The following is a 24,228-nucleotide window of genomic DNA, read 5'->3' on the forward strand; positions in this document are numbered from 1 at the left end:
GCGCCCGTACCGCGGCCCGCCCGGCGCCGCCGGGGGCCGGGCGTACCGACTCAGGCCGCGCCCACCTCCGCCTCGGTCGTTCCCACGGTCGTGCCCGTCGCCGTCCTCTCCGCAGGGAGGCTGCGCATGAGCACCCCGTATCCGGCCGCGGCAACCGTGCCGACCGCCGCGCACAGGCCCCACAGCCACTCCGCGCCGAACCGGTCGATGACGAAGCCGGACATCAACGGGGCGACCAGGGCCGCCACCGACCAGGACAGGGTGTACACGCCCTGGTAGCGCCCCCGCCCGTGCACCGGGGAGAGCCGGACGACGAGACCCGTCTGGGTGGGTGCGTTGACGATCTCCGCGAGCGTCCATACGCACACCGTCAGCACGAAGACGCCGACCGAGCCCGCGAAGGCGGTGAGCCCGAAGCCGTATCCCGCGATCAGGGACGAGAGCACCATCAGCCGACGCGGGTCGCGGTGCTCGATGAAACGCGTGACCGGGATCTGGAGCGCGACGATCAGCACGCCGTTGACGGCGATCGCCATGCCGTAGTCGGCGGGAGCGAACCCGGCCCTGCCCATCGCCAGCGGCAGGCCCACGGCCCCCTGCTGGAAGACCAGCGCGACGAGGAAGCACAGACCGACCACGCTCATGAAGCGGCCGTCGCGCAGAACGGTGCCGAGACCCACTTCCTGGGCGGTCTCCTTGGCGACCCGCTGCGGACGCGACTCGGGCAGTTTTGCGAAGACGACGATCGCGCAGGTCATCGTCATCCCCGCCTCGATCAGGAACCCGGCGAGATAGCTGAACTCGGCGATGAAGCCGGCGGCCATGGAGGAGACCGCGAAGCCCAGGTTGATCGCCCAGTAGTTGAGGGAGAAGGCGCGGACCCGGTCCTCGGGCCGGACGATGTCGGCCATCATCGCCTGCACGGCGGGGCGGGAGGCGTTGCCCGCCATGCCGACGAGGAAGGCGACGGCGGCGATCGTGACCGGGTCCCGCATGAAGCCGAGCAGAGCGACGGAGACGGCCGTGGAGGACTGGGCGATCAGAAGGGTCGGCCGCCGCCCGAGCCGGTCGGCCATCACGCCCGCGCCCAGGGAGGAGACGACTCCGCCGAGCCCGTGCAGCGACGCGACGAGACCGGCGTACGAGGCGGAGTAGCCGCGGTCCAGGGTCAGGTAGAGCGCCATGAAGGTGGCGACGAAGCTGCCGAGGCGGTTGACGAGCGTGCTGGTCCACAGCCACCAGAACTCGCGGGGGAGCCCGGACACGCTCTCACGGGCGGCGCGTCCGAGGGTGGCGAGCGGCATGACGAGGTCCCCCCACGGGTCGGCAGATATGTAAGTGGCTCAAGTGGTTCCCACAACTTACGGGCGGGGGCCCGGGGACGGCCAGCCAATTAACGGATCCCGTCAACCGTTCCAGGGCCGAGCGAGCGGCGGTCCGCCAGTCGGGCGGATGCGCGGGCGATCAAAGGGTTCGATTACGCTCGGAGCCATGGCCGACGCACCGTACAAGCTGATCCTCCTCCGCCACGGCGAGAGCGAGTGGAACGCGAAGAACCTGTTCACCGGCTGGGTGGACGTCAACCTGAACGAGAAGGGCGAGAAGGAGGCGGTCCGCGGCGGTGAGCTGCTCGAGGACGCCGGCCTGCTGCCCGACGTGGTCCACACGTCCCTCCAGAAGCGCGCGATCCGCACCGCGCAGATCGCGCTGGAGGCGTGCGACCGCCACTGGATCCCGGTCCACCGCTCCTGGCGCCTGAACGAGCGCCACTACGGCGCCCTCCAGGGCAAGGACAAGGCGCAGACGCTGCAGGAGTTCGGCGAGGAGCAGTTCATGCTGTGGCGCCGCTCCTACGATGTGCCGCCGCCGCCGATCGAGGACGACTCGGAGTTCTCCCAGGCGAACGACGCGCGCTACGCCTCCATCCCGCCGGAGCTGCGCCCGAGGACGGAGTGCCTGAAGGACGTCGTCTTCCGCATGCTGCCGTACTGGTACGACAACATCGTCCCGGACCTGCTGGCCGGCCGCACGGTCCTGGTCGCGGCCCACGGCAACAGCCTGCGCGCGCTGGTCAAGCACCTCGACGGCATCTCGGACGCCGACATCGCGGGCCTGAACATCCCGACGGGCATCCCCCTCTACTACGAACTCGACGCCGACTTCAAGCCGGTCACCCCGGGCGGCAAGTACCTCGACCCTGAGGCGGCCGCGGCGGCGATCGAGGCGGTCAAGAACCAGGGCAAGAAGAAGTAGATTGTGTGATCATGCCTCCGGCCTGCGCTTTCGGCGCGGATCGGGGGCATTTTCACGGCCTGGGCCCACTGTGGGCCTTCGGTGCCCGGGAGCCCACTGTGGCCCTCGGCGCCCGGGATCTTGCGGGCGAAGCGTGCGACCGAGCGCCTTGCGGGCGCGGTTCCGGCTACCGGGCATGAGGTGCGCGTACACCTTCCGCGGCAACGTGACCCCGACGGGTGGGGAAGCGCTCGACCGTGGCGGTACGTGCGGCGAAGACCCGTTCCGGCTGCCAGGGGACGACACGGGGCATGCCCATCTCGGGGAGCGTCACCGTGCGCGAGTTGCAGGGGTTTCGGTGTGCCGCGTGCACCAGAACCCGCGCGAACACCGAGGCCGGACACCGCAACGTCACCCACGGCTGTGTCGGCCTCGCCACCGACGGCACCGCCCGGCGCTTCTACGACCAGGTACTTGTCGGCGACGTCGTCACGGTCACCGGGTCGGCGAAGGACACCGTCGCCGCCGGCAACGGCTACGGCGACTGGAACCTGACCTGGAATCAGTGGCTCGCGCACAGCGCCGCCGGGGTCACCACGACCGTATGACCCCCACCGAACTGCCGTACACCACGGGCCCCGCGCCGTAAGGAGAGAGCACGACAAGGTGACCGAGGAGGAGTTCGACCTCTGCTGCGCGGCTGCCTGTCCGCGTCCGGTCGGCCGGCTGTATGCCCGGACGGGCGACTACGCCGAAGCCCAGGACGTGGTCCAGGAGAGGTTCGTATGCGCCTGGGAGCGGCGTCCGTCCTGACCGGCGGCCGGGATCCCGTGCGTGGATCCGCACGGTGTCACACCGTCTGGCGATGAGCCGCCGGCGGCGGGCGCGCTCCTGGTGGGAGCTGGTCCAGGGCGAGTCCGTTCGCGGGCGGTGCCCGAACCGGGCCCGGACCATGTGGCGTTGGTCGCCGCTCTGCGGCGCCTGCCGGAGGTCCGGCGGACGCGAGGCAGAGGCACACTCCCGCTTTGTTGCGAGCTCGAACGTGGAGTAGATCGGCCGGGCGTACGATCCCCGGACGCCGTTCTCCTGGAGATCCCGCACCCAGTTCCGGATGTGAGCGGGCTGGAAGGATGCGAGGGGACACAAGTGCCCTCCACGCCGCAGGGGCCGGCCGACGAGGTCGTTGCGCTCACCCGGATGCCGATCGGCGCCTCCTGGTGCGGTGCCGGAACCGTGGATACGTTCGGTGATGTTCCATGGGCGTTCGGTAATCGCTCGCCTGTTTCCCCGCTCCCGAGGAGATCCGAACATGCGCCTGATCAAGCGCCGCTTCCTGGGCGTAGCCGCGGCCACGGCCATTGCCCTTTCCTGCGCTTCCCCTGCGATGGCCGTCAGCAGTGCCGACCCTGGACAGAGCGGTTTCGGCAAGCTCGCCGCCGGCGGTCCGGGCCGGGGCGGCAGCCGGACCCTGCCGGGCTCGCCGAGCCAGCGCGAGGAAGTCTTCCAACTGGTGGCCAGGTCCACGCAGGTGAACTCCATCGACTTGGCTCCGAGCGGCGCCAGCCAGGGGGACGAAATCGTCATCAGCGGGATCCTGCTCAGGCAGGACGTCCCCGTGGGCACCTACGGTGAGGTCTGCACGGTGACCCGCACGGGCCCGATGGACGACTTCGATCTGCAGTGCGTCGGAACCTTCACCCTGGACCAGGGGCAGATCACCGTGCAGGGGCGGTTCGACCCCAATGTGCAGGGCGGGGTCGACCTGGCGATCACCGGAGGCACAGGGGAGTTCCGCACCGCCGGCGGCTTCGTCCACGGTGTCAACATCAACAGCACGGACACGAGGGTCACCGTTCACCTCGTCCGGTGACCCCGGGCGCGCCCCGGACCCTCCGGCCGGAGGGTCCGGGGCGTTCTGCTGGGTGGTGCGCATGCGTCGACCAAAGGGCTGCGGTGGGGCGGTCATCGATTTCGCAGGAGAAGGCGTCCGTCTTGTCCGGCCGGAACAGTTTGCCCCCGTCCGAGGTTCCGCAACTCCCACCAGGCCGCGGGGGTTCGGCCGCGCTCCTGCCAGTACGGGTGGAAGAGCACTGCCGTCGACAGCCGGTGGAGGCGCCGACGCAGCTCGGTCCGGCCGGGGCGTTCGGCGAGCCGGTGGTACGTGTCGCTCCACTCCTGCTGCGCCTGGACGAGGTCGTCGGGGAACGGTCGCATACCTGAATTCAATCATGTGTTCGATTTTGGGTCCATCGAGGACCTGGCGCCCGGCAGGGCGTGGCTCCCACCGCTCGTAGCGATGCGCATACACAATGTGGCCGCCCTGTGATCCGCTACGGTCAGGAAGGCCCCGCACCATGACGCACCTCGGGCGGCCTCGCGAGGACTCCCCCTCCCGTCGCGGTGTGTTGCGCACGGTGTCGGCACTCGGCGCGGCCCTCATGGCGGGGGCACCGGGTGTTCCGGCGCGTGCGGCAACCCCGTCCCCACCAGATGCCGACGGATACCCGCCGGAGTCGCCGGCCACGTCGATCGGGACACCGGACCCGCAGAAGGCCCAGGAGATCAAGGCCGAGTTCCTCCATGCGTGGAACGGATACCGGGAGTACGCCTGGGGGCATGACGAAGTGCTTCCGGTCTCGGGCGGGTACCGGGAGTTCTTCTCCGGTCGGCATCCCGTCGGTCTCTCCATCGTCGAAGCCCTCGACACCCACTACGTCATGGGGCTGGACGCCGAGGTGGACCGCAGTCTGTCGTGGATCGGATCCCATCTGGACTTCGACCTGGATGCCGACTTCCCGGTCTTCGAATCGATCATCCGCCTCGTGGGCGGCCTGCTGGCCGGCTATCTGGCCACGGGTGAAACACATCTGCTCACCCAGTGCGTCGACCTGGCGGACCGCCTGCTGCCCGCCTTCACCAAGTCCCCGACGCGTATGCCCTACCGGTACGTCAACCTGCGCACCGGCGTCGTCTCCGGTGTCCGGGTGCCGCTGGCGGAGATCGGCACCAACATCCTGGAGTTCGGGGTTCTGTCGCAGCTCACCGGCGACTCCCGGTACTACCGGGCGGCGAAGGGCGCGCTTGCGGCGGTGGTGGAGCGCCGCTCCCCCCTTGATCTGCTCGGCACCACCTTGAACGTCGAGAGCGGCAAGTGGACCGACTGGACGGACGTCGCCCCCAACCCGCCCGCAGACTCCTTCTACGAGTATCTGTGGGGCGGCTGGGCGATGTTCGGCGACAGCGACTGCCTGAACTGGTTCCGCATCTTCGACGCTTCCCTCAAGAAGCGCCTCGCGGAGAGGGCGGGCGGCCTGCTCTGGTTCAAGCAGGTCGACAGCCGCACCGGGGCCCTGCTCGGCCGGCAGCAGTCCTCCCTCGCCGCGGCCATCCTGCCGGTTGGCGGGGACAACCCCCTGGCCGCGGACTACTACCGGTCCTGGACCGCTGTCCAGGACAAGTTCACGGTGATCCCCGAGGAGATCGAATACACCCGCCTCACGGCCGTGGTGCCCGTCAACGCTCTGCGTCCGGAGTACGCCAACTGCGCCTTCGACCTCTACCGGCAGACCGGGGACCCGTTCTACCGGTCCACCGCCTGGCGCTACTTCCAGAGCCTGAAGGCCTACCACCGGGTCCCCGGCGGCTACACCATCGTCACCGATGTGACGAAGCGCCCGATGACCAAGGGCGACTACTGCCCGGCATACGTCTTCGCCGAGAACTTCAAATGGCTCTATCTCACCTTCGCCGACGCCCCGCGCTTCGACTACGCCAGCGGCTACCTCAGCACCGAAGCCAAGATCCTCCGCGGCATCAGGCATCCCAAGTAGCCACACCTGCCGCGGACGTGGAGCCGTTGCGTCGGGGTCACCGGACGGACAGCGGGACCGGGCGGATCTCGTCGGGCCTGTGACCGGCGCGTTCGTGGACACGGCGGACCGCGTCGGCCGAGGGGGCCTCGGAGAGGCAGTACACCGTCCCGGACTCCGGGTCCGCCCACGCCCGCTCGAAGTGCACGCCCTCCTCCTTCTCTATCGCGAGGTCGGCCTGGTGTGCCTGCTTCAACTGCTCGTCCGTGATGCCCCGCATCCCGTAATGGACATCCATGAACTGGGCCATGGCCTCGCACCTCCTTCCGGGTGCGCTCGCTTGCTCTCCACTCCATGCTGCGCTTGTAGGGTCCCTGGGGCGACCCCGGACCTTCAGAGCCCCGGTGCCGCGCTCTTCGTTCGGGATCCGGTGGCCACTTTCTCGATCTTCTCCAGCGTGGGCGTGAGGGTCTCCACCGCCTTGAGTGCCCCGTCGAGCGACCGGTTGAAGGCCCGCTCGCGATCCGCGTCGGTTCGATACGCGCCGTCGTGGCCGGAGGTCATCGTGTCACGGCACACCCGGCCGTTCCGGGCGATCGCGGCCAGGGCACCGGACCAGTCCTTCTGGGCGCTCCTGTCGGGCACGGGAAAGTAGGCCAGGGCTTCGTCGGCGCGCTGGGCAAGGGTGCCGCACAATCGGGCGAACTTCTTGGTGTCCAGGCTGACCTTCCCGTTGGCGCCGGGCTTCTGCCGGCCTGCGGCCGTGAGCGCGTCGCCGAGGTCGCCGACGGCCTCGCCGATCCGCCGGTAGTGCGTCAGCCCGCCGTGTTCGAGCCAGGCCAACGCCTGCCACGCGCGTACCTTGGCCCGCCGCGCGGTCGGCGGGGAGTCGACCAGCGCGCCCACCGAGTCGGCCGAGGCGCCGGACTTCGCCGCGACCGATGACGACGTGCTCGTGCCCGAGTGGAACGAAGCCGCGAGGAGCAGCGGGGGTGCGCTCAGTGCGAGCACCGTTCCCAAGGACAGGAGCCGATTCCATCGGGGGAGAGCGGGGGCCGAGACCGGGGTCGGGGTCGGGGTCGGGGTCGGGAGTGGGACCGCGCCCCCGACCGCTGCCTCGTCCCTGGCCGGTACGACCGCTGCCTCGTCCCCGACCGGTACCTCGTTCGGGGCCGCCGCCTCGCCCCCGACCGGTACCTGGTCCGGGACCGGTACCTGGTCCGGGCGCGGGTCCTTGGGCAGGCCCGGGCGCGCGGCCTCGGGCGTATCCGGGCGCGCGGCCTCGGGCGTATCCGGGCGCGCGGCCTCGGGCGTATCCGGGCGCGCGGCCTCGGGCGTATCCGGGCGCGCGGCCCTTGGCAGGTCCGGGCGCGGGTTGGGCAGGTCCGGCGGTGCCGGTGGCGTCCGGCGCCGTACGAGTCGTCGTATCGCCCGTACAGCCCGGGCCGCACCCGCACCGCCCAGCGCCGCGCACGCCGCGAGGAGGACGGCCGGGGTCAGGGAGGGTGCGGCGATGGTCTTCGTGAAGATCCAGCCGGCCGCGGGCACCCAGTGGCACTGGTCGGCCATGGTGCTGAACCGCCCGAGGCAGCCGTCGGCCGAGTACAGCACGAACGCCCCTGTGTATCCGACGAGTTGGGCCACGGCCGCCGCCAGCAGCGCGCGTGGCAGCCAGTAACGCCGGGAGACGGCGGCGACAACGGCGGCCGTGAGCAGACCCGTTGCGATGAGCACCCCGATCGCCAGCCAGCCGTCGACGAACGCGTACGTCCCTGAGCGTGCGCTCCATGTCGCGGGCCGTCGGCCGTGCTGGAGGTATCCCAGCCCGGTCAGTCCCGCCCAGCACCCCAGCCCGCCCGCGAGTCCGGCCATGAGCGTCCCCGGGACCCGGAGTCCCCTCGCGCCCGCCATGGCCCACAGCGTCAACGGGAAGAGCCACAGGGCGAAGGCGGCGCCCTCGAGCAGCACGCTCGTCTTCAGCGCGGTGAGCGTGGGCAAGGCCGTGGTGATGGCCGACAACTCCCTGGAGTAGTCCTGCCACGGCCCGGGGCTCGCCTTCTGAACCAGGTCGCGGAACGTCTCGGCCTGGCTGTACATGCCCGCGGCCTCGTACTGGCCCGTCTCGTACCACCAGTGCAGCCCGCCCCACAGCACCGCCGCCGTCACCAGCAGGTTCACCAGCCCCGCCGCCACACGCGACGCCCTCGTCGACAGACCGAGCGCCAACTGGGCGCACTGGGCCGACCACACCGACGCGACGAGCGCGGCGAAGAGGAGACCGAGCAGGAACTGGGGCTCGGGGCCCACCCATTCATTGCCGTGCGTGCCACGTGCGAACTCGCCGAGAACCAGGCCGCAGCCGAGCCACAGTCCCACCCGGACGCCGGTCTCCGTCCGTCCGGTGACGCGCGAGGCCAGTACCGAACGCCTCAGCGAGAAACAGAGCACCGGTGCCACGAACGCGGCTGTGAACCGGGCGGCACCCGTGCTGGTGGAGAAGCCGGGCACCACGACGAGTTCGTTGACGAGCAGTGAGGCGCTCACGCCGATCAGGAACATGGCCAGCGCACCCACCCCCGACAGCCGGGTGGGGTCGGCCAGTGCGCGGCGGCGCTCGGCCCAGGTCGGATGCGTGCGCAGCGCCGAGGTGACGCGCCGCACCGAGGCCACCACGGCGCCGTCGGGGTCCTGGTGGTCCCATGCGTCCGGGAGCGCCCCGCAGCCGACCGCCCGGGCGTCGGCGTGGAGTTCCCGGCTGCGCAGCAGGTCGGCTCGGGCCAGATGCACCAGGCCGACCAGCAGCAGCCCGGAGAGCAGGGAGTAGCCGATCGCGGACGCGGCCCCGGGCCAGAACGGCGAGTCGGTCAGACCGAGCAGGCCTTCGAGGAACAGGCGCCCCTCGTGGAAGAGGTACGGCAGCAGCGCCAGCAGGACGAAGACCCGCCACAGGGCGGTACTGGCGGAGGCGTGGTCGACGTCACGATTGCGGATGTGGGCGAGTTCGTGCAGGACGACCGCGCGGAAACCCTCGGGGTCCGTGGCGCGCCGCACCAGCAGTCCGGCGTGCAGGCACACGGTGTAGTTCCCGAAGTGTCCGTAGACGACGGCGCCCGCGGTCGTGCGAGCCGGATCCACGCGGAACCGCACCCCCGAGGTGATGCCGGCACGCTCCCGCAGTTCGGTGAGTGCCGTGCGGAGCGTGCCGTCGGTGTCCACGGCCTCGGCGGGCACGGTGCGGCGCCACCGGTCACGCAGCCGCGGCTGCCACCAGTACACGGCCGCGGCCACCAGGAGCAGGGCGAGCGTCGCGACCATGCCCTTCCAGTACTCGACCGCCGGCACGCCGGACATGCACCTCAGCAGCGGCTCCGAGCTGCGCACGCTGACCATCAGATTGTCGAGATTGCGGCCGTCGGGGTCGAGGCCGGCGGCGAGCAGACAGCCCAGCGCGTCGCCCGGGGTGTCATTGGGGCGGGGCGCGATCACCGTGTTGAGCATGGTCACGCTCGACGCGGTGACCACCACCATGAGCAGGGCGAACCGTGGTCCCGTGTCGGCGAGTCCGTAGCGACGAGCGCCGCTTGCCGCGGTGGCGGTCTTCCCGGTGACGGGAGTCTTCATGATCCCGCGCCGGAAGCCCTGGGGCCGTCTCCGCTCGTGTGTGCGGAGTCGGCCCGGGAGCCGGCGCCGTCGGCTCCGGGTACGTCCGAGGGGGCGGCCGCGTCGTCCAAGGCCCCGGCCGGCGCGGTCCCGGAGTCGCTTGTGGCGAGCCTTGCCACGACGGCGTCCGCGATGGCCTCCGCCTCCCGGGCGGTGATGCCGTGCTCGGTCGCGCGCTGCAGGATCTGCGTCCTTACGACGGCCAGCTGGTCGGGTTCCAGCGCCGGCAGGGTGCGCGGCGGGTCGCCGGGGCCGCGGCGCAGCACCCGGCGGAGCCCGGCCCTGCCCCGCTCGATCAGGCCGTCGGTCGCGGCGTCGGCGGCACGCCGGGCCGCCTGGTCGAGCACCAGCCACACCACGGGCGTGACCAGCCCGGTGGCCTCGGTCAGACCGAAGCCGAGCGGTTCCCTGCGGGCGCCCCGCCCGGCGAGCACGCGGACGGCCTTGTCGTCGTCGAACCGCAAAAGCCCCTCGACGAGGGGCAGCTCGTGCGGCGCGCACTCGGTCACCACCGCACGTACGACATCCCGTACCTTCGTCGGTCCGGCCGCTTCGGTCACAGTCAACTCCCGTGCACGCAAAAGACGTTGCGTCACATGTGAGCACACTGACACCGTCGGTCGCCACCCGTGCGGTACGGGTGACGACCGGTCCGTACGGGCAGACGAAGGGCCCCGGCGCGCTGCCGGGGCCCTCCATGGTCGTACTCGGTGTTCGGTTGTGCCGCGGTGGCGTCCGCGTCGGGCGTGGTCAGCCGCACTGGCACGGGGCACCCTGCTGGCATCCGCACCCGCAGCCGGAGCCGCAGCCGCACGCGCCGACCAGCGGCAGGCTCTTGATCTCGGCGGGTTGTTGGGTGTCGCGCTCCTGCGTGGGGTTCGGCGTGCTGGGGGTCTCGGCCATGGGTCCCTCCTCGAGGACGGGTGCCTGTGCCCATTTCATGCCCGCGGTGACGGGCGCATCAACGGCGCACTGGTGCTCGCACACGCCCCGGCCGGGCTCCTTCAAGCCGCCGGTTCCTTCGGGCCGCCGATTCTTTCAGGCCGCCGGTTCCCTCAAGGCCGTCGGATCCGGCACGCCAGTCAGGCGCTCTCGACGCCCGTCACCGGCTGGATGTCCTGCTGGAGCTCGTCCGCGTGCTCGCCCGTCACCAGGTACACCACCCGCTTCGCCACCGCCACGGCGTGGTCGGCGTAGCGCTCGTAGTAGCGGCCCAGCAGGGTGACGTCCACGGCCGTCTCGATGCCGTGCTTCCAGCGCTCGTCGATCAGGTGCTGGAAGAGCGTGCGGTGGAGGAGGTCCATCTCGTCGTCGTCCTGCTCCAGCTGCAGCGCCAGGTCGACGTCCTTCGTGACGATCACTTCGGCCGCCTTCGCCATCAGGCGCTGGGCGAGCTGGCCCATCTCCAGGATGGTCGCGTGCAGGTCGTGCGGGACGGCGCGGGCCGGGAACCGCAGCCGGGCCAGCTTCGCCACGTGCTGGGCCAGGTCGCCCGACCGCTCGAGGTCGGCGCTCATCCGCAGCGACGTGACGACGATGCGCAGGTCGGTCGCCACCGGCTGCTGGCGCGCGAGAAGGGCTATGGCACGCGCCTCCAGGTCGTGCTGGAGGTCGTCGACCTTCTTGTCGCCCTCGATCACGGATTCGGCCAGCTTCAGGTCGGCGTCGAGGATCGCCGTCGTGGCGCGCCCGATCGCCGACCCGACAATCCTGGCCATTTCGACCAGGCCCTCGCCGATCGAGTCAAGTTCCTCGTGGTACGCGTCCCGCATCAGGATGTCCCTCTCTTACGTGTGTTCGGGGCCGGGGGCCGGGGACCGTCGTCACGATCGCGAATACGGCGCACACAGCACCCTACGCACCCCACGCTCCCACGTTCCGGCCCGTACGCGACCGTTTCCGGCATCCCAAATGAACCAATACTGGCTCCAAGGTGAACTCTGGGCGACGAGTGTCCGAGGTCGCACTCCGATGGCTGTGGGCATCCGACACGACGTGCCTAACCTGGGTGCATGGACGTGAACGCGGCGGTCGCCGCAGCGGCAGCGATCGCCGGGGTGCTCACCGGCGTCATCGCCATGCTGGCGTTCCGCTGGAGCGAGCGCGACCAGAAGCGCCCGACCCGCACCTCCCTGCACACCGACCCCGTGCTGCCGCCGGGCGTGGATACGGTGCTGTCCGTGCTGCGGTCATCGGCCGTCGTGCTCGACGAGGCCGACGCCGTCGTCAAGGCCAGCTCCGCCGCATACGCCCTCGGGCTCGTGCGCGGCGGCAAGCTCGCCGTGGAGCCGATGCTCCAGATGGCGCGCGACACCCGGAGGGACGGCGAGATACGCCAGGTGGAGCTGGACCTGCCGCGCCGCGGCACCGGACGCGGAGAGGCCCTCGCCGTCTCCGCGCGCGTGGCGCCCCTGGGCTCCCGGCTGGTGCTGCTGCTGGTAGAGGACCTCACCGAGGCCCGTCGGATAGAGGCGGTGCGCCGCGACTTCGTGGCGAACGTCAGCCATGAGCTGAAGACGCCGGTGGGCGCCCTGTCGCTGCTCTCCGAGGCCGTGATGGACGCCTCGGACGACCCCGAGGCCGTCGAGCGCTTCGCGGGCCGGATGCAGATCGAGGCGACCCGGCTGACCAACCTCGTGCAGGAGCTCATCGACCTCTCGCGGGTGCAGAACGACGACCCCCTCGAGGACGCCGAGCCCGTGCGCGTCGACGAACTCGTCGCCGAGGCCGTCGACCGCTGCCGGCACCAGGCCGGCGCCAAGCAGATCACCATGGCCGCCGGCGGCACCGCCGACCTGCGTGTATGGGGCAACCGCGGCCAGCTGGCCGCCGCCCTCGGCAACCTCGTAGAGAACGCCGTCAACTACTCGCCCGCCCGCACCCGCGTCGGCATCGCCGCCCGCAGGGTGTCCGTGCCCAGCGGGGACCTGATCGAGATCGCCGTGACCGACCAGGGCATCGGGATCTCCGACAAGGACAAGGAGCGCATCTTCGAGCGCTTCTACCGCGTCGACCCGGCACGCTCCCGTGCCACCGGTGGTACGGGCCTCGGGCTCGCGATCGTCAAGCACGTGGCCGCCTCGCACGGCGGGGAGGTCACGGTGTGGAGCTCGGAGGGACAGGGCTCCACGTTCACCCTGCGGCTGCCGGAGGCGGGTGCGGCCCGTGACCGCGCGACCGACCATCCGTCCGACCTCGATGAAGAGGACGGCCGGCCCGACGGGACGACCACCGTCTCATCCCCGTACGAACCGCTTCCCGCCCCGGAGGTCCTTCCGTGACCCGAGTGCTCGTCGTCGAGGACGAGGAGTCCTTCAGCGACGCCCTGTCCTACATGCTCCGCAAGGAGGGCTTCGAGGTCGCCATCGCGACCACCGGGCCCGACGGTCTCGACGAGTTCGAGCGCAACGGCGCCGATCTCGTACTGCTCGACCTGATGCTGCCCGGCCTGCCCGGGACGGAGGTCTGCCGCCAGCTGCGAGGCCGCTCCAACGTTCCGGTGATCATGGTGACCGCCAAGGACAGCGAGATCGACAAGGTGGTCGGGCTGGAGATAGGGGCCGACGACTACGTCACCAAGCCCTTTTCCTCCCGCGAGCTGGTCGCCCGCATCCGGGCCGTCCTGCGCCGCCGCGGCGAGCCGGAGGAGGTGACGCCGGCCGCACTGGAGGCCGGGCCGGTGCGCATGGATGTCGACCGTCACGTGGTCACGGTCTCCGGTTCCAAGGTCGACCTGCCGCTGAAGGAGTTCGACCTCCTGGAGATGCTGCTGCGCAACGCGGGCCGCGTGCTCACCCGTATGCAGCTGATCGACCGCGTCTGGGGCGCCGACTACGTGGGCGACACCAAGACCCTCGACGTCCACGTGAAGCGCCTGCGCGCCAAGATCGAGCCGGACCCGGGCGCCCCGCGCTACCTGGTGACGGTCCGCGGCCTCGGCTACAAGTTCGAGCCGTAAGCCGAAGCCGTAAGTAAGCCTTGACACAAGCCGCGAGCCTTGACGTAAGCCGCAAGCTTTAGAGGGCCTCCACGCGTAAAGAGGGTCTCCACGCAAGGGGCCTCCGCGCGCGTACGGGCCCACGCTCTCCGCGCGCACGGCACGGCGCAGGGCGGTACCCCGCGGGGGACCGCCCTGCGTGCGTCCCTGGACCGGGACGACGTAGGCGCGCGTACGGCCCGCGTATTCGCGTATTGCGGGCGGACGACCTACGGCTTGCGGGGGACGACCTACGGCTTGCGGGGGACGACATGCGCCTTGCGGCGGACGACATGCGCCGTCTGCGCGGGGCCCGACGAGCCGCGCGTGTGCGGCACGACGAAGGGCGGCACCCCCGCTGGGGTGCCGCCCGTCCGCCTTCCGGGATTCCGGGCCCTTGAGCCCCTCCGCCGCGGCGGCGTGGCCGCCGCGGGATCAGGGCTGCCGCCGCGGGATCAGGGCTTGGGGGAGGTGGACGCGTGGGCCGACGCCGACCCCGACGGCTTGCCGGACGCCGACTTCGACGGCTTCGAACCGGCCGGGGCGCCGGGGCTCGAGGACGTGCTGGGGGAGGCGGTCGTCGACGCCGACGGCGACCCGGAGGCGGGCAGGGACGGGATGTTGCTCGGTCCCCACGCGGAGAAGTAGCTCTCGGCCGGGACGACGTACGCCCGCAGGGCGACGTCACCGGTCTTGCTGAAGGTGAAGGTGATCTTCTGGGCGTTGCCGTCCGCGACCGCGATGCCGGGGTTGTTCAGCGTGGCGGCGGAGTTGCCCTTGCCGCCGAGGACGACGGAACCGCCGGCCGGGACGGTCACCTTGCCCTTGCCCTGGGCGGGGGAGATCTGCGCGGTGCCGTCGCCCTCGACGCTGATCGAGTCCAGCGTCTGGGGGGTGGTGCCGGTGTTGAAGATGGTCACCGAGACCACGGCAGGGCCGGTGGACTTCGGGTTGGGCTGGGTGATGATCAGCGCGTTCTGGATCTTGATGTCACCGACGCTGGTCGCCGCATTGTCCGGCTTGATCTCGAGCGTCTGGCTGTCGTTGCCGGCACCGCACGCGGCGAGCGAGGCGATCGAGAACGCGATGGCGGCGGCGGCGAGGGCGCCGCGTCGAAGGCTGCTGCTCACGGCGGCGGCAACTCCTTGAACGTGGGCGGAGCAGGGCGACCCCCTGATAAAGCCGCCCTAAGTGTCTGTCAGCGGCCTTAGGTTACCGAGCCGGCCCCGGGCCCCCGCACCCGACCCGCCCCTACCCCCTCGCAGCCCCCTCGCAGCCCCGCCCCCGGACCGCTCTCACCGGCCGTCCCGGCCCCCTCGTCGCACAGTTCGCCTCCGTCTTGTCGGCCGCTTTGACCTCGCGTGGTCCAGCATTCACATAAGCGTCTCCAGTCCCGTCTTGAGGATTTCCCGTAAGGAATGCATGGCGGTACCGAAAATCGATGATCGGGATACCTGTCCGGGATCGCCGGGCCTCTTGATCAATTCCGGATTCGTCTCGTACCCGACTCCACGCACCGAACGGAGTAGCGGAAGTCGATCGCTTGGGGCCGGACAAAAAGGGATGATTCGGGCCTGGTCGGAGGCCTCCAACCTGTGTAACGTTCGCGTTTCACCCCGCCCGCAGAGCCGCTCCGACCTGCGAATACCGTCTTCCGCTCACCCCTCGAAGCACGTTCCTGTTGCCGTTGTCAAGCCCCGAGATATGCCCTGACCTGCGAAAACGCCATTCAGAAGACGCCGTTTCCGTGTTACCCTGGATAGCCACGGAAGGGGTACCTGTCACATGACGTTCAAGGTTGGCGACACCGTGGTCTATCCCCATCACGGGGCCGCGCTGATCGAGGCCATCGAAACTCGCCAGATCAAAGGCGTGGACAAGACCTACTTGGTGCTGAAGGTCGCCCAGGGCGACCTGACGGTGCGTGTGCCAGCGGACAATGCGGAGTTCGTCGGCGTGCGTGATGTGGTCGGTCAGGACGGACTGGACCGGGTCTTCGAGGTGCTGCGCGCGCCGTACGCCGAGGAGCCCACGAACTGGTCGCGTCGTTACAAGGCAAACCTGGAGAAGCTCGCCTCCGGCGATGTCATCAAGGTCGCGGAAGTCGTGCGTGATCTGTGGCGTCGTGAGCGTGAGCGCGGACTGTCCGCCGGTGAGAAGCGAATGCTCGCCAAGGCCCGGCAGATCCTGGTGAGCGAGCTCGCCCTCGCGGAGAACACGAACGAGGACAAGGCCGAGGCTTTGCTTGACGAGGTCCTCGCGTCCTGACGCCCTTCCGATCCGTGCGCTTCCCGGCCAGAAGCGCGGCGGACGGACCGGTGCGCAGCACATATGCAATGCCGCGGTGCCCGATGACGCAATAGCTGTCGCCGGGCGCTGCGGCATGTCCGTACCCGGACGCCGACCGGGAAGCCCTGCCGAAAACGGAGCCCTGCCGGAATGCCGTATGCCGGGGGAGACCCCGATACGGAGACCCCCGATACTTGGCGTGCCGGGCCCGGACAGCTGACTCGACCAGAGGTCACGGAAGGGTCCGGTCGAGGCTCGTGCCCGGCACTCCCCCAAGCTCTCAGCTTCCCTCGAGCAGGGGGCACCCCCAGGGCCATACCCATCCCGGCCGAGCACACAAACCTGACAGGAACCGATGTCTGACGATTCGCGCCCTTCGCCCACCGGAGTTCCTACCGCCGCCGTGATTCCGGCCGCCGGCCGGGGCGTACGCCTCGGTCCGGGCGCCCCCAAGGCGCTTCGCGCCCTCGGCGGCACCCCCATGCTGATCCACGCGGTGCGCGCGATGGCCGCGTCCCGTGCCGTCTCCCTCGTGGTCGTCGTGGCACCGCCCGACGGGGCTGCCGAGGTCAAATCGCTGCTCGACGCCCACGCCCTGCCGGGCGCCCCCAGCGGCGGCCGGGGGAGCACCGATTTCCTGGTCGTGCCCGGCGGGTACTCGCGCCAGGAGTCCGTGAAGCTCGGCCTCGACGCGCTGCCGCCCGAGTACGAGATCGTCCTCGTCCACGACGCGGCACGGCCGCTCGTTCCGGTGGACACGGTCGACGCGGTGATCGAGGCCGTACGGGAGGGGGCGCCGGCCGTCGTACCGGCGCTGCCGCTCGCCGACACGGTCAAGGAGGTCGAGCCGGCCGACACGCCCGGTGAGGCGGAGCCGGTCGTCGCCACGCCCGACCGGTCCCGGCTGCGCGCGGTGCAGACCCCGCAGGGCTTCGACCGCGCGACGCTGATCCGGGCCCACGAGACGGTGACGGACAACGTCACGGACGACGCGAGCATGGTGGAGCAGCTCGGCCTGCCGGTCGTGGTGGTCCCCGGGCACGCGGAGGCCTTCAAGGTCACGCGGCCGCTGGACCTGGTGCTGGCGGAGGCGGTCCTGGCGCGCAGGAGGATGACCGATGGCTTCTGAGGCGCCGCTGCTGCCCCAGGTGGGCATCGGGACGGACATCCACGCCTTCGAGGAGGGGCGGGAGCTTTGGTGCGCGGGCCTGAAGTGGGAGGGCGAGGGGCCGGGGCTTGCGGGTCACTCGGACGCGGACGTGGTCGCGCACGCCGCGTGCAACGCGCTGTTCTCGGCGGCCGGTCTCGGTGACCTCGGGCAGCACTTCGGCACGGGGCGCCCCGAGTGGTCGGGTGCGTCCGGCGTCACGTTGCTGACGGAGGCGGCCCGGATCGTGCGTGCGGCGGGATTCCGGATCGGGAACATCGCGGTTCAGGTCGTGGGCCCGCGCCCCAAGATCGGCAAACGCCGTGAGGAGGCGCAGAAGATCCTCTCGGAGGCGGCGGGGGCTCCGGTCTCCGTGTCCGGCGCGACTACGGACGGCCTCGGCTTTCCGGGCCGGGGCGAGGGGCTGATGGCGATCGCGACGGCGCTCGTGGTGCGGGTGAACTGAGGGCGTGCGAGGGTACCCGGAGAGCGACGAGTGATCGAGGTTCGGAGGTACTCCATGCCAGGCACCGCCCTGTCCGACCGGCTCAAGGCCCTGCTCGACAGGCCCGTCTTCGTCGTCGTCGGCACGATCCAGCCCGACGGCAGCCCGCAGCTCTCCCCGGTGTGGGTCATGCGGGAGGGCGACCACATCCTCTTCTCCACGACCGCCGACCGGCGCAAGAGGAAGAACCTGGACCGTGACCCCCGGGTGAGCGTCGTGGTCCAGGACCCCGAGTCGCCGTACGAGTACGCGGAGATCCGGGGGACCGCGGAGCTGACGACCGAGGGCGGCCCGGAACTCATCGACGAGCTGTCGCTGAAGTACACCGGCAAGAAGTACGCCGAATTCAATCCGGCGGCGGCGCAGGACGCGGAGCGGGTGGTGGTGCGGGTCGTGCCGCGCAAGGTGGTGGGCACGCTCTGAGGTGAGCGGGGTGAGAGGGGTAAGGGCGGTGAGGCGGTGAGGGGGGTGTTCGTGGCCCCTGAGGGCCCCTGAAGGTCCCTGGTGGTGCCATGTGCTGACGGCGTCCCGCGCCCGTCCTGGCCGGTGTGGCGTCCTTCGCGGGTCACGAATGCGTGGCCTTGGGGCGTAGGGGCGCCAGGCACTCTTCCCGGCCCACTACCCTGGACTCGTGACTATTCGCCTGTACGACACCAGCGCCCGGCAGATCCGTGACTTCACCCCGCTCAAGCCGGGTTGTGTCTCGATCTACCTGTGTGGCGCCACCGTGCAGGCCGCGCCGCACATCGGGCACATTCGCTCGGGCATCAACTTCGACATCATGTGCCGCTGGTTCGACTACCGCGGCTATGACGTCACGTTCATCCGGAACGTGACGGACATCGACGACAAGATCATCGCCAAGTCGGCCGACCAGGGCCGCCCTTGGTGGGCGATCGGGTACGAGAACGAGCGCGCCTTCAACGAGGGGTACGACGTCCTCGGCTGCCTGCCGGTGACGTACGAGCCGCGGGCCACGGGCCATGTGACCGAGATGGTCGAGATGATGCGCGCGCTCATCGAGCGCGGGCACGCCTACGAGGCCGACGGCAACGTGTACTTCGACGTGCGGTCATTCCCCGGGTACCTCCAGCTCTCCAATCAGGAGTTGGAGAACCTGCGTCAGCCCGAGGGCGAGGGCGAGACCGGCAAGCGGGACGCACGCGACTTCGCCCTGTGGAAGACCGCCAAGCCGGGCGAGCCCTCCTGGGAGACGCCGTGGGGCCGCGGGCGGCCCGGCTGGCACCTGGAGTGCTCGGCGATGGCCCACAAGTACCTGGGCTCCGCCTTCGACATCCACGGCGGCGGCCTCGACCTGATCTTCCCGCACCACGAGAACGAGATCGCCCAGGCCAAGGCCTTCGGCGACGACTTCGCCCAGTACTGGGTGCACAACGCCTGGGTCACCATGAGCGGCGAGAAGATGTCCAAGTCGCTCGGGAACTCGGTCCTGGTGAGCGAGATGGTCAAGCGGTGGCGACCCATCGTGCTGCGCTACTACCTCGGCACCCCGCACTACCGCTCGATGATCGAGTACAGCGAGGACGCCCTGCGTGAGGCCGAGTCCGCGTTCGCGCGGATCGAGGGTTTCATGCAGCGAGTGGTGGAGAAGGCGGGCGGCGCGGTGGAACCGGCCGCCGAGGTGCCGCCCGCGTTCGCCGAGGCGATGGACGACGACCTGGGTGTCCCGCAGGCGCTCGCCGTGGTGCACACCACCGTCAGGCAGGGCAACAGCGCGCTGGCCGCCGACGACAAGGAGGCCGCCGTGGCCCGGCTCGCCGAGGTGCGGGCGATGCTCGGCGTCCTCGGCCTGGACCCGCTCGACGCCCGGTGGGCCGGCGAGGGCGCCCGCGGCGAAGATCTGCACGGGGTCGTCGACAGCCTCGTGGGCCTTGTGCTCCAGCAGCGCGAGGCGGCCCGCGCCCGTAAGGACTGGGCGACCGCGGACGCCATCCGCGACCAGCTCAACCAGTCCGGGCTCGTGATCGAGGACAGCCCCCAGGGGCCGCGCTGGACGCTCGGCCCGCGCTGAACGCGCCACCGATCCGATGATCGATTGTGCCGCCCGGCCCTCCGGGCGGCACACTGCATAGACGTACATACGAAGGTTTCAACAGACAGGTAGGTCATGGCCGCGAACAACCGCCGCATGTCCGGCAAGAAGGGCGCGCAGGTCGGCAGCGGCGGCCAGCGGCGCCGGGGCCTGGAGGGCAAGGGTCCGACCCCGCCCGCCGAGATGCGCAAGGGACACGCCAAGCAGCGTGCCGCACAGGCAAAGGTGCGCCGCGTACAGGGGCGCTCCCAGCGTCGTCCGGGCGGGAAGGCGTCCTCCGAGCTGGTCGTCGGGCGCAACCCGGTCGTCGAGGCGCTGCGCGAGGGCGTGCCCGCGTCCACCCTCTACGTCCAGCAGTTCGTCGACAACGACGAGCGCGTGCGCGAGGCGCTGCAGCTCGCGGCCGAGCGTGGCGGCATCAACCTCATGGAGGCCCCGCGCCCCGAGCTGGACCGGATGACGAACGGGCTGAACCATCAGGGCCTCGTGCTCCAGGTGCCGCCCTACGAGTACGCCCACCCGGAGGACCTCGCCGACGCCGCCTACGACGAGGGCGAGGACCCGCTGATCGTCGCCCTCGACGGGGTTACCGACCCGCGGAACCTGGGTGCCGTCGTGCGGTCCGTCTCCGCCTTCGGCGGTCACGGGGTCGTCGTGCCCGAGCGGCGTGCGGCGGGTATGACCGCCGGTGCGTGGAAGACGTCCGCCGGTACGGCCGCCCGTACGCCCGTCGCGCGCGCCACCAACTTGACGCGCGCCCTGGAGGCGTACAAGAAGGCGGGGATCACGGTCGTCGGGCTGGCCGCCGACGGGGAGGTCGAACTCGGCGAGCTGGAGGCGCTCGAGGGGCCGGTCGCCATCGTCGTCGGCAGCGAGGGCAAGGGGCTGTCGCGACTGGTCGGCGAGACGTGCGACGTCCGGGTGCGGATCGCGATGCCGGGCGGAGCCGAGTCGCTCAACGCCGGTGTGGCGGCGGGGATCGTGCTGTACGAGGCGGCTCGCAGGCGAGCCTGACGCCGACGGTCCCGGATGTCTGAACGGGCGTTCGGGGTCTCACTCGTACGGCGTAATTCGGTCGTTCAGGACGAGCTTGACGGAGTCCGGACAGATCCGCGCGGTCGAAGCAGTGTCCTATCCACACGTCACTCGGTTAGATGAGTGTGGAGACCAGAACACGTCGCACACCCACGGGTGACCGATCGTCGGGATTCGACGACACTCCCGCGCTGAGCATGGTGAAGGTGCCGAGCGACCCGGCGCAGGTCATCGTCAATCATGCGAGCTTCCGGGTGCAGTTGGGTGCGTCGGCGCGGCGCGCCCAGTCCCCGCGGGTCGCGCACATGCCCTTCGCCGACGCGGCGGGCGGGGCCGACGCGTCGGACGGCGTCGCCGGACGCCGCAGGCCCGTCGTCTGGAGCGGGCGGTCCGCGCCCGACGACACCGGTGCCCACCGGCTGTTGCAGGCCGTGCGGAACTCAAGCGTGCGCCACGGCGAGGACCCGGCCGCCGACGGCGGCGTCACCCAGGTCATTCCCCGTTTCGACACCGAGGGCCTGCCGGGAGCAGACGGCTACGACGACCTGACCGCTCGGACCCTGGGGACCCCGGTGGTCGGCGGCCAGCGCGGCCCCCACTACGGCGAGACCCGGCTGCTGCCGCACATGCGGAGCGCCGGTGGCGCATACGACGAACTCACCCACGACCAGCCCGCCTACGGCAGGCCCGTCCATGACGGACCCGTCCACGGCGGACCTCTGTACGGCGGATCCGCCTACGACGGCACCGTTTACGACGGCACCGCTTACGGCGGACCTCTGTACGGCGACCCCCTCTACGGCGAGCCCCTCTACGGTGAATCCGCCCACGGCGGCGCGGAGTTCGCGAGCACGGTCGGGTCCGGCCCGGGGGAGCCGACGCCCCGCGCCAGGCGCCACGGCGCCGACCATGTGCGGCACGCCTACTACCCCGGCCGCCGTATGAACCTCGGCGTGGTGCTGCTGCCGCTGCGTGTATTCCTGGGCTCCATCTCCGTCTACGCCGGTATGGGCAAGCTCTGCGACCCCGTCTATTTCGACGGCGGCAAACGGGGCTCCATGGTCACCTGGCTCGACACGCTGCACCCCTGGCAAGTCGCCGAGCCACTGCGGCAGTTCGCCCTCCAGCACCCCGTCGGCACCGGTCTGGCCGTCGCCTTCCTCCAGGTGATCGTGGGCGTGCTCACGGTCCTCGGCCTGTGGCAGCGCGTCGCCGCCACGGTCGGTGCGATGTTGTCCGCAGCACTGATCGTCACCGTGAGCTGGCGGACGGTTCCCGCCTACGACGCGCCCGACATCATCTGCCTCGCCGCCTGGTCCCCGCTCGTCATCGCCGGGGCCCCGGTGTACTCCGTGGACGGCCGTCTCGCGGGCAGCGCATGGCGTCGGCTCGGGCCGCGGTCCGACATCTGGGAGCTGCGGCGGTACGTACTGCGCCGGGGGGCGCTGGTGACGGCGCTCGTGGCTGGGCTGACGCTGCTGGTCGGATCGCTGCTCGGCGGGGCGGTCCGGGACGCGGACCGTGTCGTCGTACCCGGCCCCGGCGAGGCGCCGCGCAACGAGCTGCCGGGTTCCCCGCTGCCCGGGACGCCGGGACAGGGCGGGCACAGGGCGAGCCGCCCTGTCTCCCAGTCGCCGGCGACGCAGGGCACGACGTCGTCGCCGTCGAGCGCGGCCAGGACACCGGGCGCGGCCGGCGCCACGGGCTCGGTCATGGGCGGCCTGCCGAGCCAGACCCAGGGCACGGCGGGTCAGGCCCCGTCGCGGCACTCGGCGCCGGCGCAGCAGGCCCCGAGCACGAGCGCGGGTCCGTCGTCCTCGGGCGGCAGCGGCACGGGCGGTCCCACGGGCGGGGCGAGCGGCGGAGGCAGCAGCTCCGGGGGTTCGGACCACCTGGTGGGCGGACTGCTGGGGTGACTCCGGCGAACCCCTGTCCGTGATGGGCCCCGCACACACCGTGTGCGGGGCCCATCTGCAGAACACGGCGGAGAGTGCCTCCCTGTCGCAGCCCGCGGATGTCAACGGCCCAGCGCGGCCAGCTCCTTGGCGGCCTCGGAGAGGTCCTTCGCCGTGTCGATGGCCCGCCAGTACGCGCCCTGCGGGATGGGGAAGCCGGCCAGTCGGCGCTCCCGGGCCAGGTGGGGGAACGTCGTGCGCTCATGGTCGCCGCGCTCGGGCAGCATCTTGGCGAACTCCGCCGAGAAGACGTAGACGCCCGCGTTGATCTCGGATGTCGACGGCGGGGCCTCGATGAAGTCCGTGACATGGCCGAAGCCGTCCGTCTTGACGGCGCCCCACGGGATGCGGGGGCGCGCGAGCGCGAGCGTGGCGACAGCGTCGCGCTCGGTGTGGAAGTCCGCCATGTCGCGCAGCGAGAACCGGGTCCAGATGTCGCCGTTCGTCGCGTACCACGGCTTCTCGGGGTGAGGGAGGTGCTCGGCGGCGTACCGCAGGCCGCCGCCGCGGCCGAGCGGCTCCGTCTCTACGACGGTCGTGACCCGTACGGACAGGTCGGTGGAGTCGAGCCACCGTTGCAGGACTTCGGCGAGGTGGCCGCAGGAGACCACGACGTCCTTGACGCCTTCTTCGGCGAGCCAGGCGAGCTGGTGTCCGATGATCGGGGTCCCCGTGCCCGGGATCTCCACCATCGGCTTGGGTCGGTCGTCGGTGTACGGACGCAGCCGCGATCCCTGGCCCCCGGCCAGGATGACGGCTTGAACGGGGCGCGAGGCGGCGGTCGGATCGGTCATGACCGAAACTCTACGTCGCGCCCCGTCCGTCACTTCGGGCGGCAGGCGGACCTCCGCCGGCCGTTGTCCGGGCTTCCCGCCGGGCCGGCCGCTTGCCGGAGGGCCCGACGAGGCCGGGGCGGGTCAGCCGTGCTGTGTCGCCACGCCCGAGGCGAAGGACGTGTCGCAGACCGGGCGGGCGTAGGACTGGGCGCGCGCGGGGCCGTACACGCGGACCGCGGCGCGGCCCAGTGCGCGGGCGATGGACGCGCAGTGCTTCGCCAGAGAGGGGCGATCGTTGACCGCCTGCTGGAGGTGGGTGAGCGCGACGCCCGGGTTCTTCTCCTGCAGCTCGAGCAGGAGCTTGTCGCGCAGTACGTCCTGCGGGGCGCGGGAGGAGGCGCGCGTGGAGACGTCTTCGGAGGACGCGGCGAGCACCGAGTTCGAAGAGCCGCCTGACCAGTTCACGCGGGTTACCGCGAGGGTCCCGGAGAGCACCAGGACGACGGGGAGGACGAGGGCGAGGGTACGGCCGATGCGGCGGGCGGGGCCGGGGCCGCGGTGTGTCCGTGGGGTAGTGGAGTGCTTCACGCGAGTGAGGGTAGCGTGGTGTAGTGATTTGGCGACATTTAGTCACCGGTTCGGGGGATGTGAAAACGGTGATTTCGGGGTACGGAGTTGACGCCACCGCTCGGAATGCCCCGTTTGCCGGGGTATTTGTCGACAACGAAGAGGGCCCCGCGGCAGGCTGCGGGGCCCTCTTCGTCAATCTGGGGGAATGCACCCCGTTACGG

At 70.9% G+C, this 24,228-nt stretch carries 24 protein-coding genes; 14 read left to right on the forward strand and 10 right to left on the reverse strand.

Features of this window, described 5'->3' with window-relative positions:
* Positions 1 to 50 precede the first annotated feature (50 nt).
* Positions 51 to 1,304, reverse strand: coding sequence for an MDR family MFS transporter (locus AAW14_RS09960; protein ID WP_265562170.1), 1,254 nt, complete (start codon positions 1,302 to 1,304; stop codon positions 51 to 53).
* A 187-nt stretch (positions 1,305 to 1,491) separates the two neighbouring features.
* Here AAW14_RS09960 and AAW14_RS09965 point away from each other — a divergent pair, with 187 nt between their 5' ends.
* The 4 genes from AAW14_RS09965 to AAW14_RS09980 all read left to right on the forward strand — a co-directional run bounded on the left by AAW14_RS09965 (position 1,492) and on the right by AAW14_RS09980 (position 4,102).
* On the forward strand, positions 1,492 to 2,253 hold the full coding sequence (locus tag AAW14_RS09965) for a phosphoglyceromutase (protein ID WP_265562172.1): 762 nt from the start codon (positions 1,492 to 1,494) through the stop codon (positions 2,251 to 2,253).
* A gap of 290 nt (positions 2,254 to 2,543) precedes the next feature.
* Entirely contained in the window at positions 2,544 to 2,840 is a 297-nt protein-coding gene (locus AAW14_RS09970) for a L,D-transpeptidase family protein (RefSeq protein WP_265562174.1), read from the forward strand.
* A 58-nt stretch (positions 2,841 to 2,898) separates the two neighbouring features.
* Positions 2,899 to 3,045: a sigma factor gene (locus tag AAW14_RS09975; RefSeq protein ID WP_265562176.1), complete on the forward strand. Its 147-nt coding sequence runs from the start codon at positions 2,899 to 2,901 to the stop codon at positions 3,043 to 3,045.
* A gap of 496 nt (positions 3,046 to 3,541) precedes the next feature.
* Positions 3,542 to 4,102: a hypothetical protein gene (locus AAW14_RS09980; RefSeq protein ID WP_265562178.1), complete on the forward strand. Its 561-nt coding sequence runs from the start codon at positions 3,542 to 3,544 to the stop codon at positions 4,100 to 4,102.
* A 92-nt stretch (positions 4,103 to 4,194) separates the two neighbouring features.
* Here AAW14_RS09980 and AAW14_RS09985 read toward each other — a convergent pair whose 3' ends face one another.
* Positions 4,195 to 4,446, reverse strand: coding sequence for a hypothetical protein (locus AAW14_RS09985; protein WP_265562180.1), 252 nt, complete (start codon positions 4,444 to 4,446; stop codon positions 4,195 to 4,197).
* Between the two features lie 140 nt (positions 4,447 to 4,586).
* Here AAW14_RS09985 and AAW14_RS09990 point away from each other — a divergent pair, with 140 nt between their 5' ends.
* Complete coding sequence (locus AAW14_RS09990; RefSeq protein ID WP_265562182.1) at positions 4,587 to 6,062, forward strand: glycoside hydrolase family 47 protein; 1,476 nt, start codon at positions 4,587 to 4,589, stop codon at positions 6,060 to 6,062.
* Between the two features lie 37 nt (positions 6,063 to 6,099).
* Here the strand turns inward: AAW14_RS09990 and AAW14_RS09995 are convergent, their stop codons facing one another.
* From AAW14_RS09995 to phoU, 5 genes are all read right to left on the reverse strand, one after another.
* Positions 6,100 to 6,351, reverse strand: a complete 252-nt coding sequence (locus AAW14_RS09995) for an SCO4226 family nickel-binding protein (protein WP_265562184.1) — start codon at positions 6,349 to 6,351, stop codon at positions 6,100 to 6,102.
* Positions 6,352 to 6,434: 83 nt separating this feature from the next.
* On the reverse strand, positions 6,435 to 9,662 hold the full coding sequence (locus AAW14_RS10000) for a M48 family metalloprotease (protein ID WP_265562186.1): 3,228 nt from the start codon (positions 9,660 to 9,662) through the stop codon (positions 6,435 to 6,437).
* Positions 9,659 to 10,261 (reverse strand): hypothetical protein, encoded by a 603-nt coding sequence (locus AAW14_RS10005; RefSeq protein ID WP_265562187.1) that lies wholly within the window; start codon positions 10,259 to 10,261, stop codon positions 9,659 to 9,661. The genes AAW14_RS10000 and AAW14_RS10005 overlap by 4 nt, the downstream gene beginning before the upstream one ends.
* A gap of 190 nt (positions 10,262 to 10,451) precedes the next feature.
* The gene (locus AAW14_RS10010; protein WP_265562189.1) at positions 10,452 to 10,709 is read right to left on the reverse strand and encodes a hypothetical protein; all 258 of its coding nucleotides are present in this window, start codon (positions 10,707 to 10,709) and stop codon (positions 10,452 to 10,454) included.
* A gap of 74 nt (positions 10,710 to 10,783) precedes the next feature.
* Positions 10,784 to 11,473, reverse strand: coding sequence for a phosphate signaling complex protein PhoU (gene phoU / locus AAW14_RS10015; protein ID WP_265562191.1), 690 nt, complete (start codon positions 11,471 to 11,473; stop codon positions 10,784 to 10,786).
* A 240-nt stretch (positions 11,474 to 11,713) separates the two neighbouring features.
* Between phoU and AAW14_RS10020 the strand changes: the two genes are divergently transcribed.
* Positions 11,714 to 12,982 carry a sensor histidine kinase gene (locus AAW14_RS10020; protein ID WP_265562193.1) on the forward strand — a complete coding sequence of 423 codons (1,269 nt, stop codon included), beginning with the start codon at positions 11,714 to 11,716 and terminating at the stop codon, positions 12,980 to 12,982.
* Positions 12,979 to 13,659, forward strand: coding sequence for a response regulator transcription factor (locus AAW14_RS10025; RefSeq protein ID WP_009340348.1), 681 nt, complete (start codon positions 12,979 to 12,981; stop codon positions 13,657 to 13,659). Before AAW14_RS10020 ends, AAW14_RS10025 begins: the two co-directional genes overlap by 4 nt.
* Positions 13,660 to 14,132: 473 nt before the next feature.
* Here the strand turns inward: AAW14_RS10025 and AAW14_RS10030 are convergent, their stop codons facing one another.
* On the reverse strand, positions 14,133 to 14,807 hold the full coding sequence (locus AAW14_RS10030; protein WP_265562196.1) for a copper chaperone PCu(A)C: 675 nt from the start codon (positions 14,805 to 14,807) through the stop codon (positions 14,133 to 14,135).
* 655 nt (positions 14,808 to 15,462) lie between these two features.
* Between AAW14_RS10030 and AAW14_RS10035 the strand changes: the two genes are divergently transcribed.
* The 7 genes from AAW14_RS10035 (at position 15,463) to AAW14_RS10065 (ending at position 22,622) form a co-directional block, all read left to right on the forward strand.
* Positions 15,463 to 15,945 carry a CarD family transcriptional regulator gene (locus AAW14_RS10035; RefSeq protein WP_003953493.1) on the forward strand — a complete coding sequence of 161 codons (483 nt, stop codon included), beginning with the start codon at positions 15,463 to 15,465 and terminating at the stop codon, positions 15,943 to 15,945.
* A gap of 376 nt (positions 15,946 to 16,321) precedes the next feature.
* The gene (gene ispD, locus AAW14_RS10040) at positions 16,322 to 17,095 is read left to right on the forward strand and encodes a 2-C-methyl-D-erythritol 4-phosphate cytidylyltransferase (protein WP_265562198.1); all 774 of its coding nucleotides are present in this window, start codon (positions 16,322 to 16,324) and stop codon (positions 17,093 to 17,095) included.
* Complete coding sequence (gene ispF / locus AAW14_RS10045; RefSeq protein WP_265562200.1) at positions 17,085 to 17,579, forward strand: 2-C-methyl-D-erythritol 2,4-cyclodiphosphate synthase; 495 nt, start codon at positions 17,085 to 17,087, stop codon at positions 17,577 to 17,579. The genes ispD and ispF overlap by 11 nt, the downstream gene beginning before the upstream one ends.
* Before the next feature lie 54 nt (positions 17,580 to 17,633).
* Complete coding sequence (locus AAW14_RS10050) at positions 17,634 to 18,041, forward strand: PPOX class F420-dependent oxidoreductase (protein ID WP_265562202.1); 408 nt, start codon at positions 17,634 to 17,636, stop codon at positions 18,039 to 18,041.
* A 208-nt stretch (positions 18,042 to 18,249) separates the two neighbouring features.
* Positions 18,250 to 19,650: a cysteine--tRNA ligase gene (gene cysS, locus AAW14_RS10055; protein ID WP_265562204.1), complete on the forward strand. Its 1,401-nt coding sequence runs from the start codon at positions 18,250 to 18,252 to the stop codon at positions 19,648 to 19,650.
* A 96-nt stretch (positions 19,651 to 19,746) separates the two neighbouring features.
* Entirely contained in the window at positions 19,747 to 20,685 is a 939-nt protein-coding gene (rlmB, locus tag AAW14_RS10060; RefSeq protein WP_265562206.1) for a 23S rRNA (guanosine(2251)-2'-O)-methyltransferase RlmB, read from the forward strand.
* Positions 20,686 to 20,831: 146 nt separating this feature from the next.
* Entirely contained in the window at positions 20,832 to 22,622 is a 1,791-nt protein-coding gene (locus AAW14_RS10065) for a DoxX family protein (protein WP_265562466.1), read from the forward strand.
* 101 nt (positions 22,623 to 22,723) lie between these two features.
* On the opposite strand, the gene AAW14_RS10070 is transcribed toward AAW14_RS10065, so the two are convergent.
* Both AAW14_RS10070 and AAW14_RS10075 read right to left on the reverse strand, forming a co-directional pair.
* Positions 22,724 to 23,455, reverse strand: coding sequence for a nucleotidyltransferase family protein (locus AAW14_RS10070; protein ID WP_265562209.1), 732 nt, complete (start codon positions 23,453 to 23,455; stop codon positions 22,724 to 22,726).
* Positions 23,456 to 23,578: 123 nt separating this feature from the next.
* Positions 23,579 to 24,025: a hypothetical protein gene (locus tag AAW14_RS10075; RefSeq protein ID WP_265562210.1), complete on the reverse strand. Its 447-nt coding sequence runs from the start codon at positions 24,023 to 24,025 to the stop codon at positions 23,579 to 23,581.
* Between the last annotated feature and the right edge of the window lie 203 nt (positions 24,026 to 24,228).

This window comes from Streptomyces hygroscopicus, assembly GCF_026168105.1.
GTDB classification, from domain to species: domain Bacteria; phylum Actinomycetota; class Actinomycetes; order Streptomycetales; family Streptomycetaceae; genus Streptomyces; species Streptomyces hygroscopicus_D.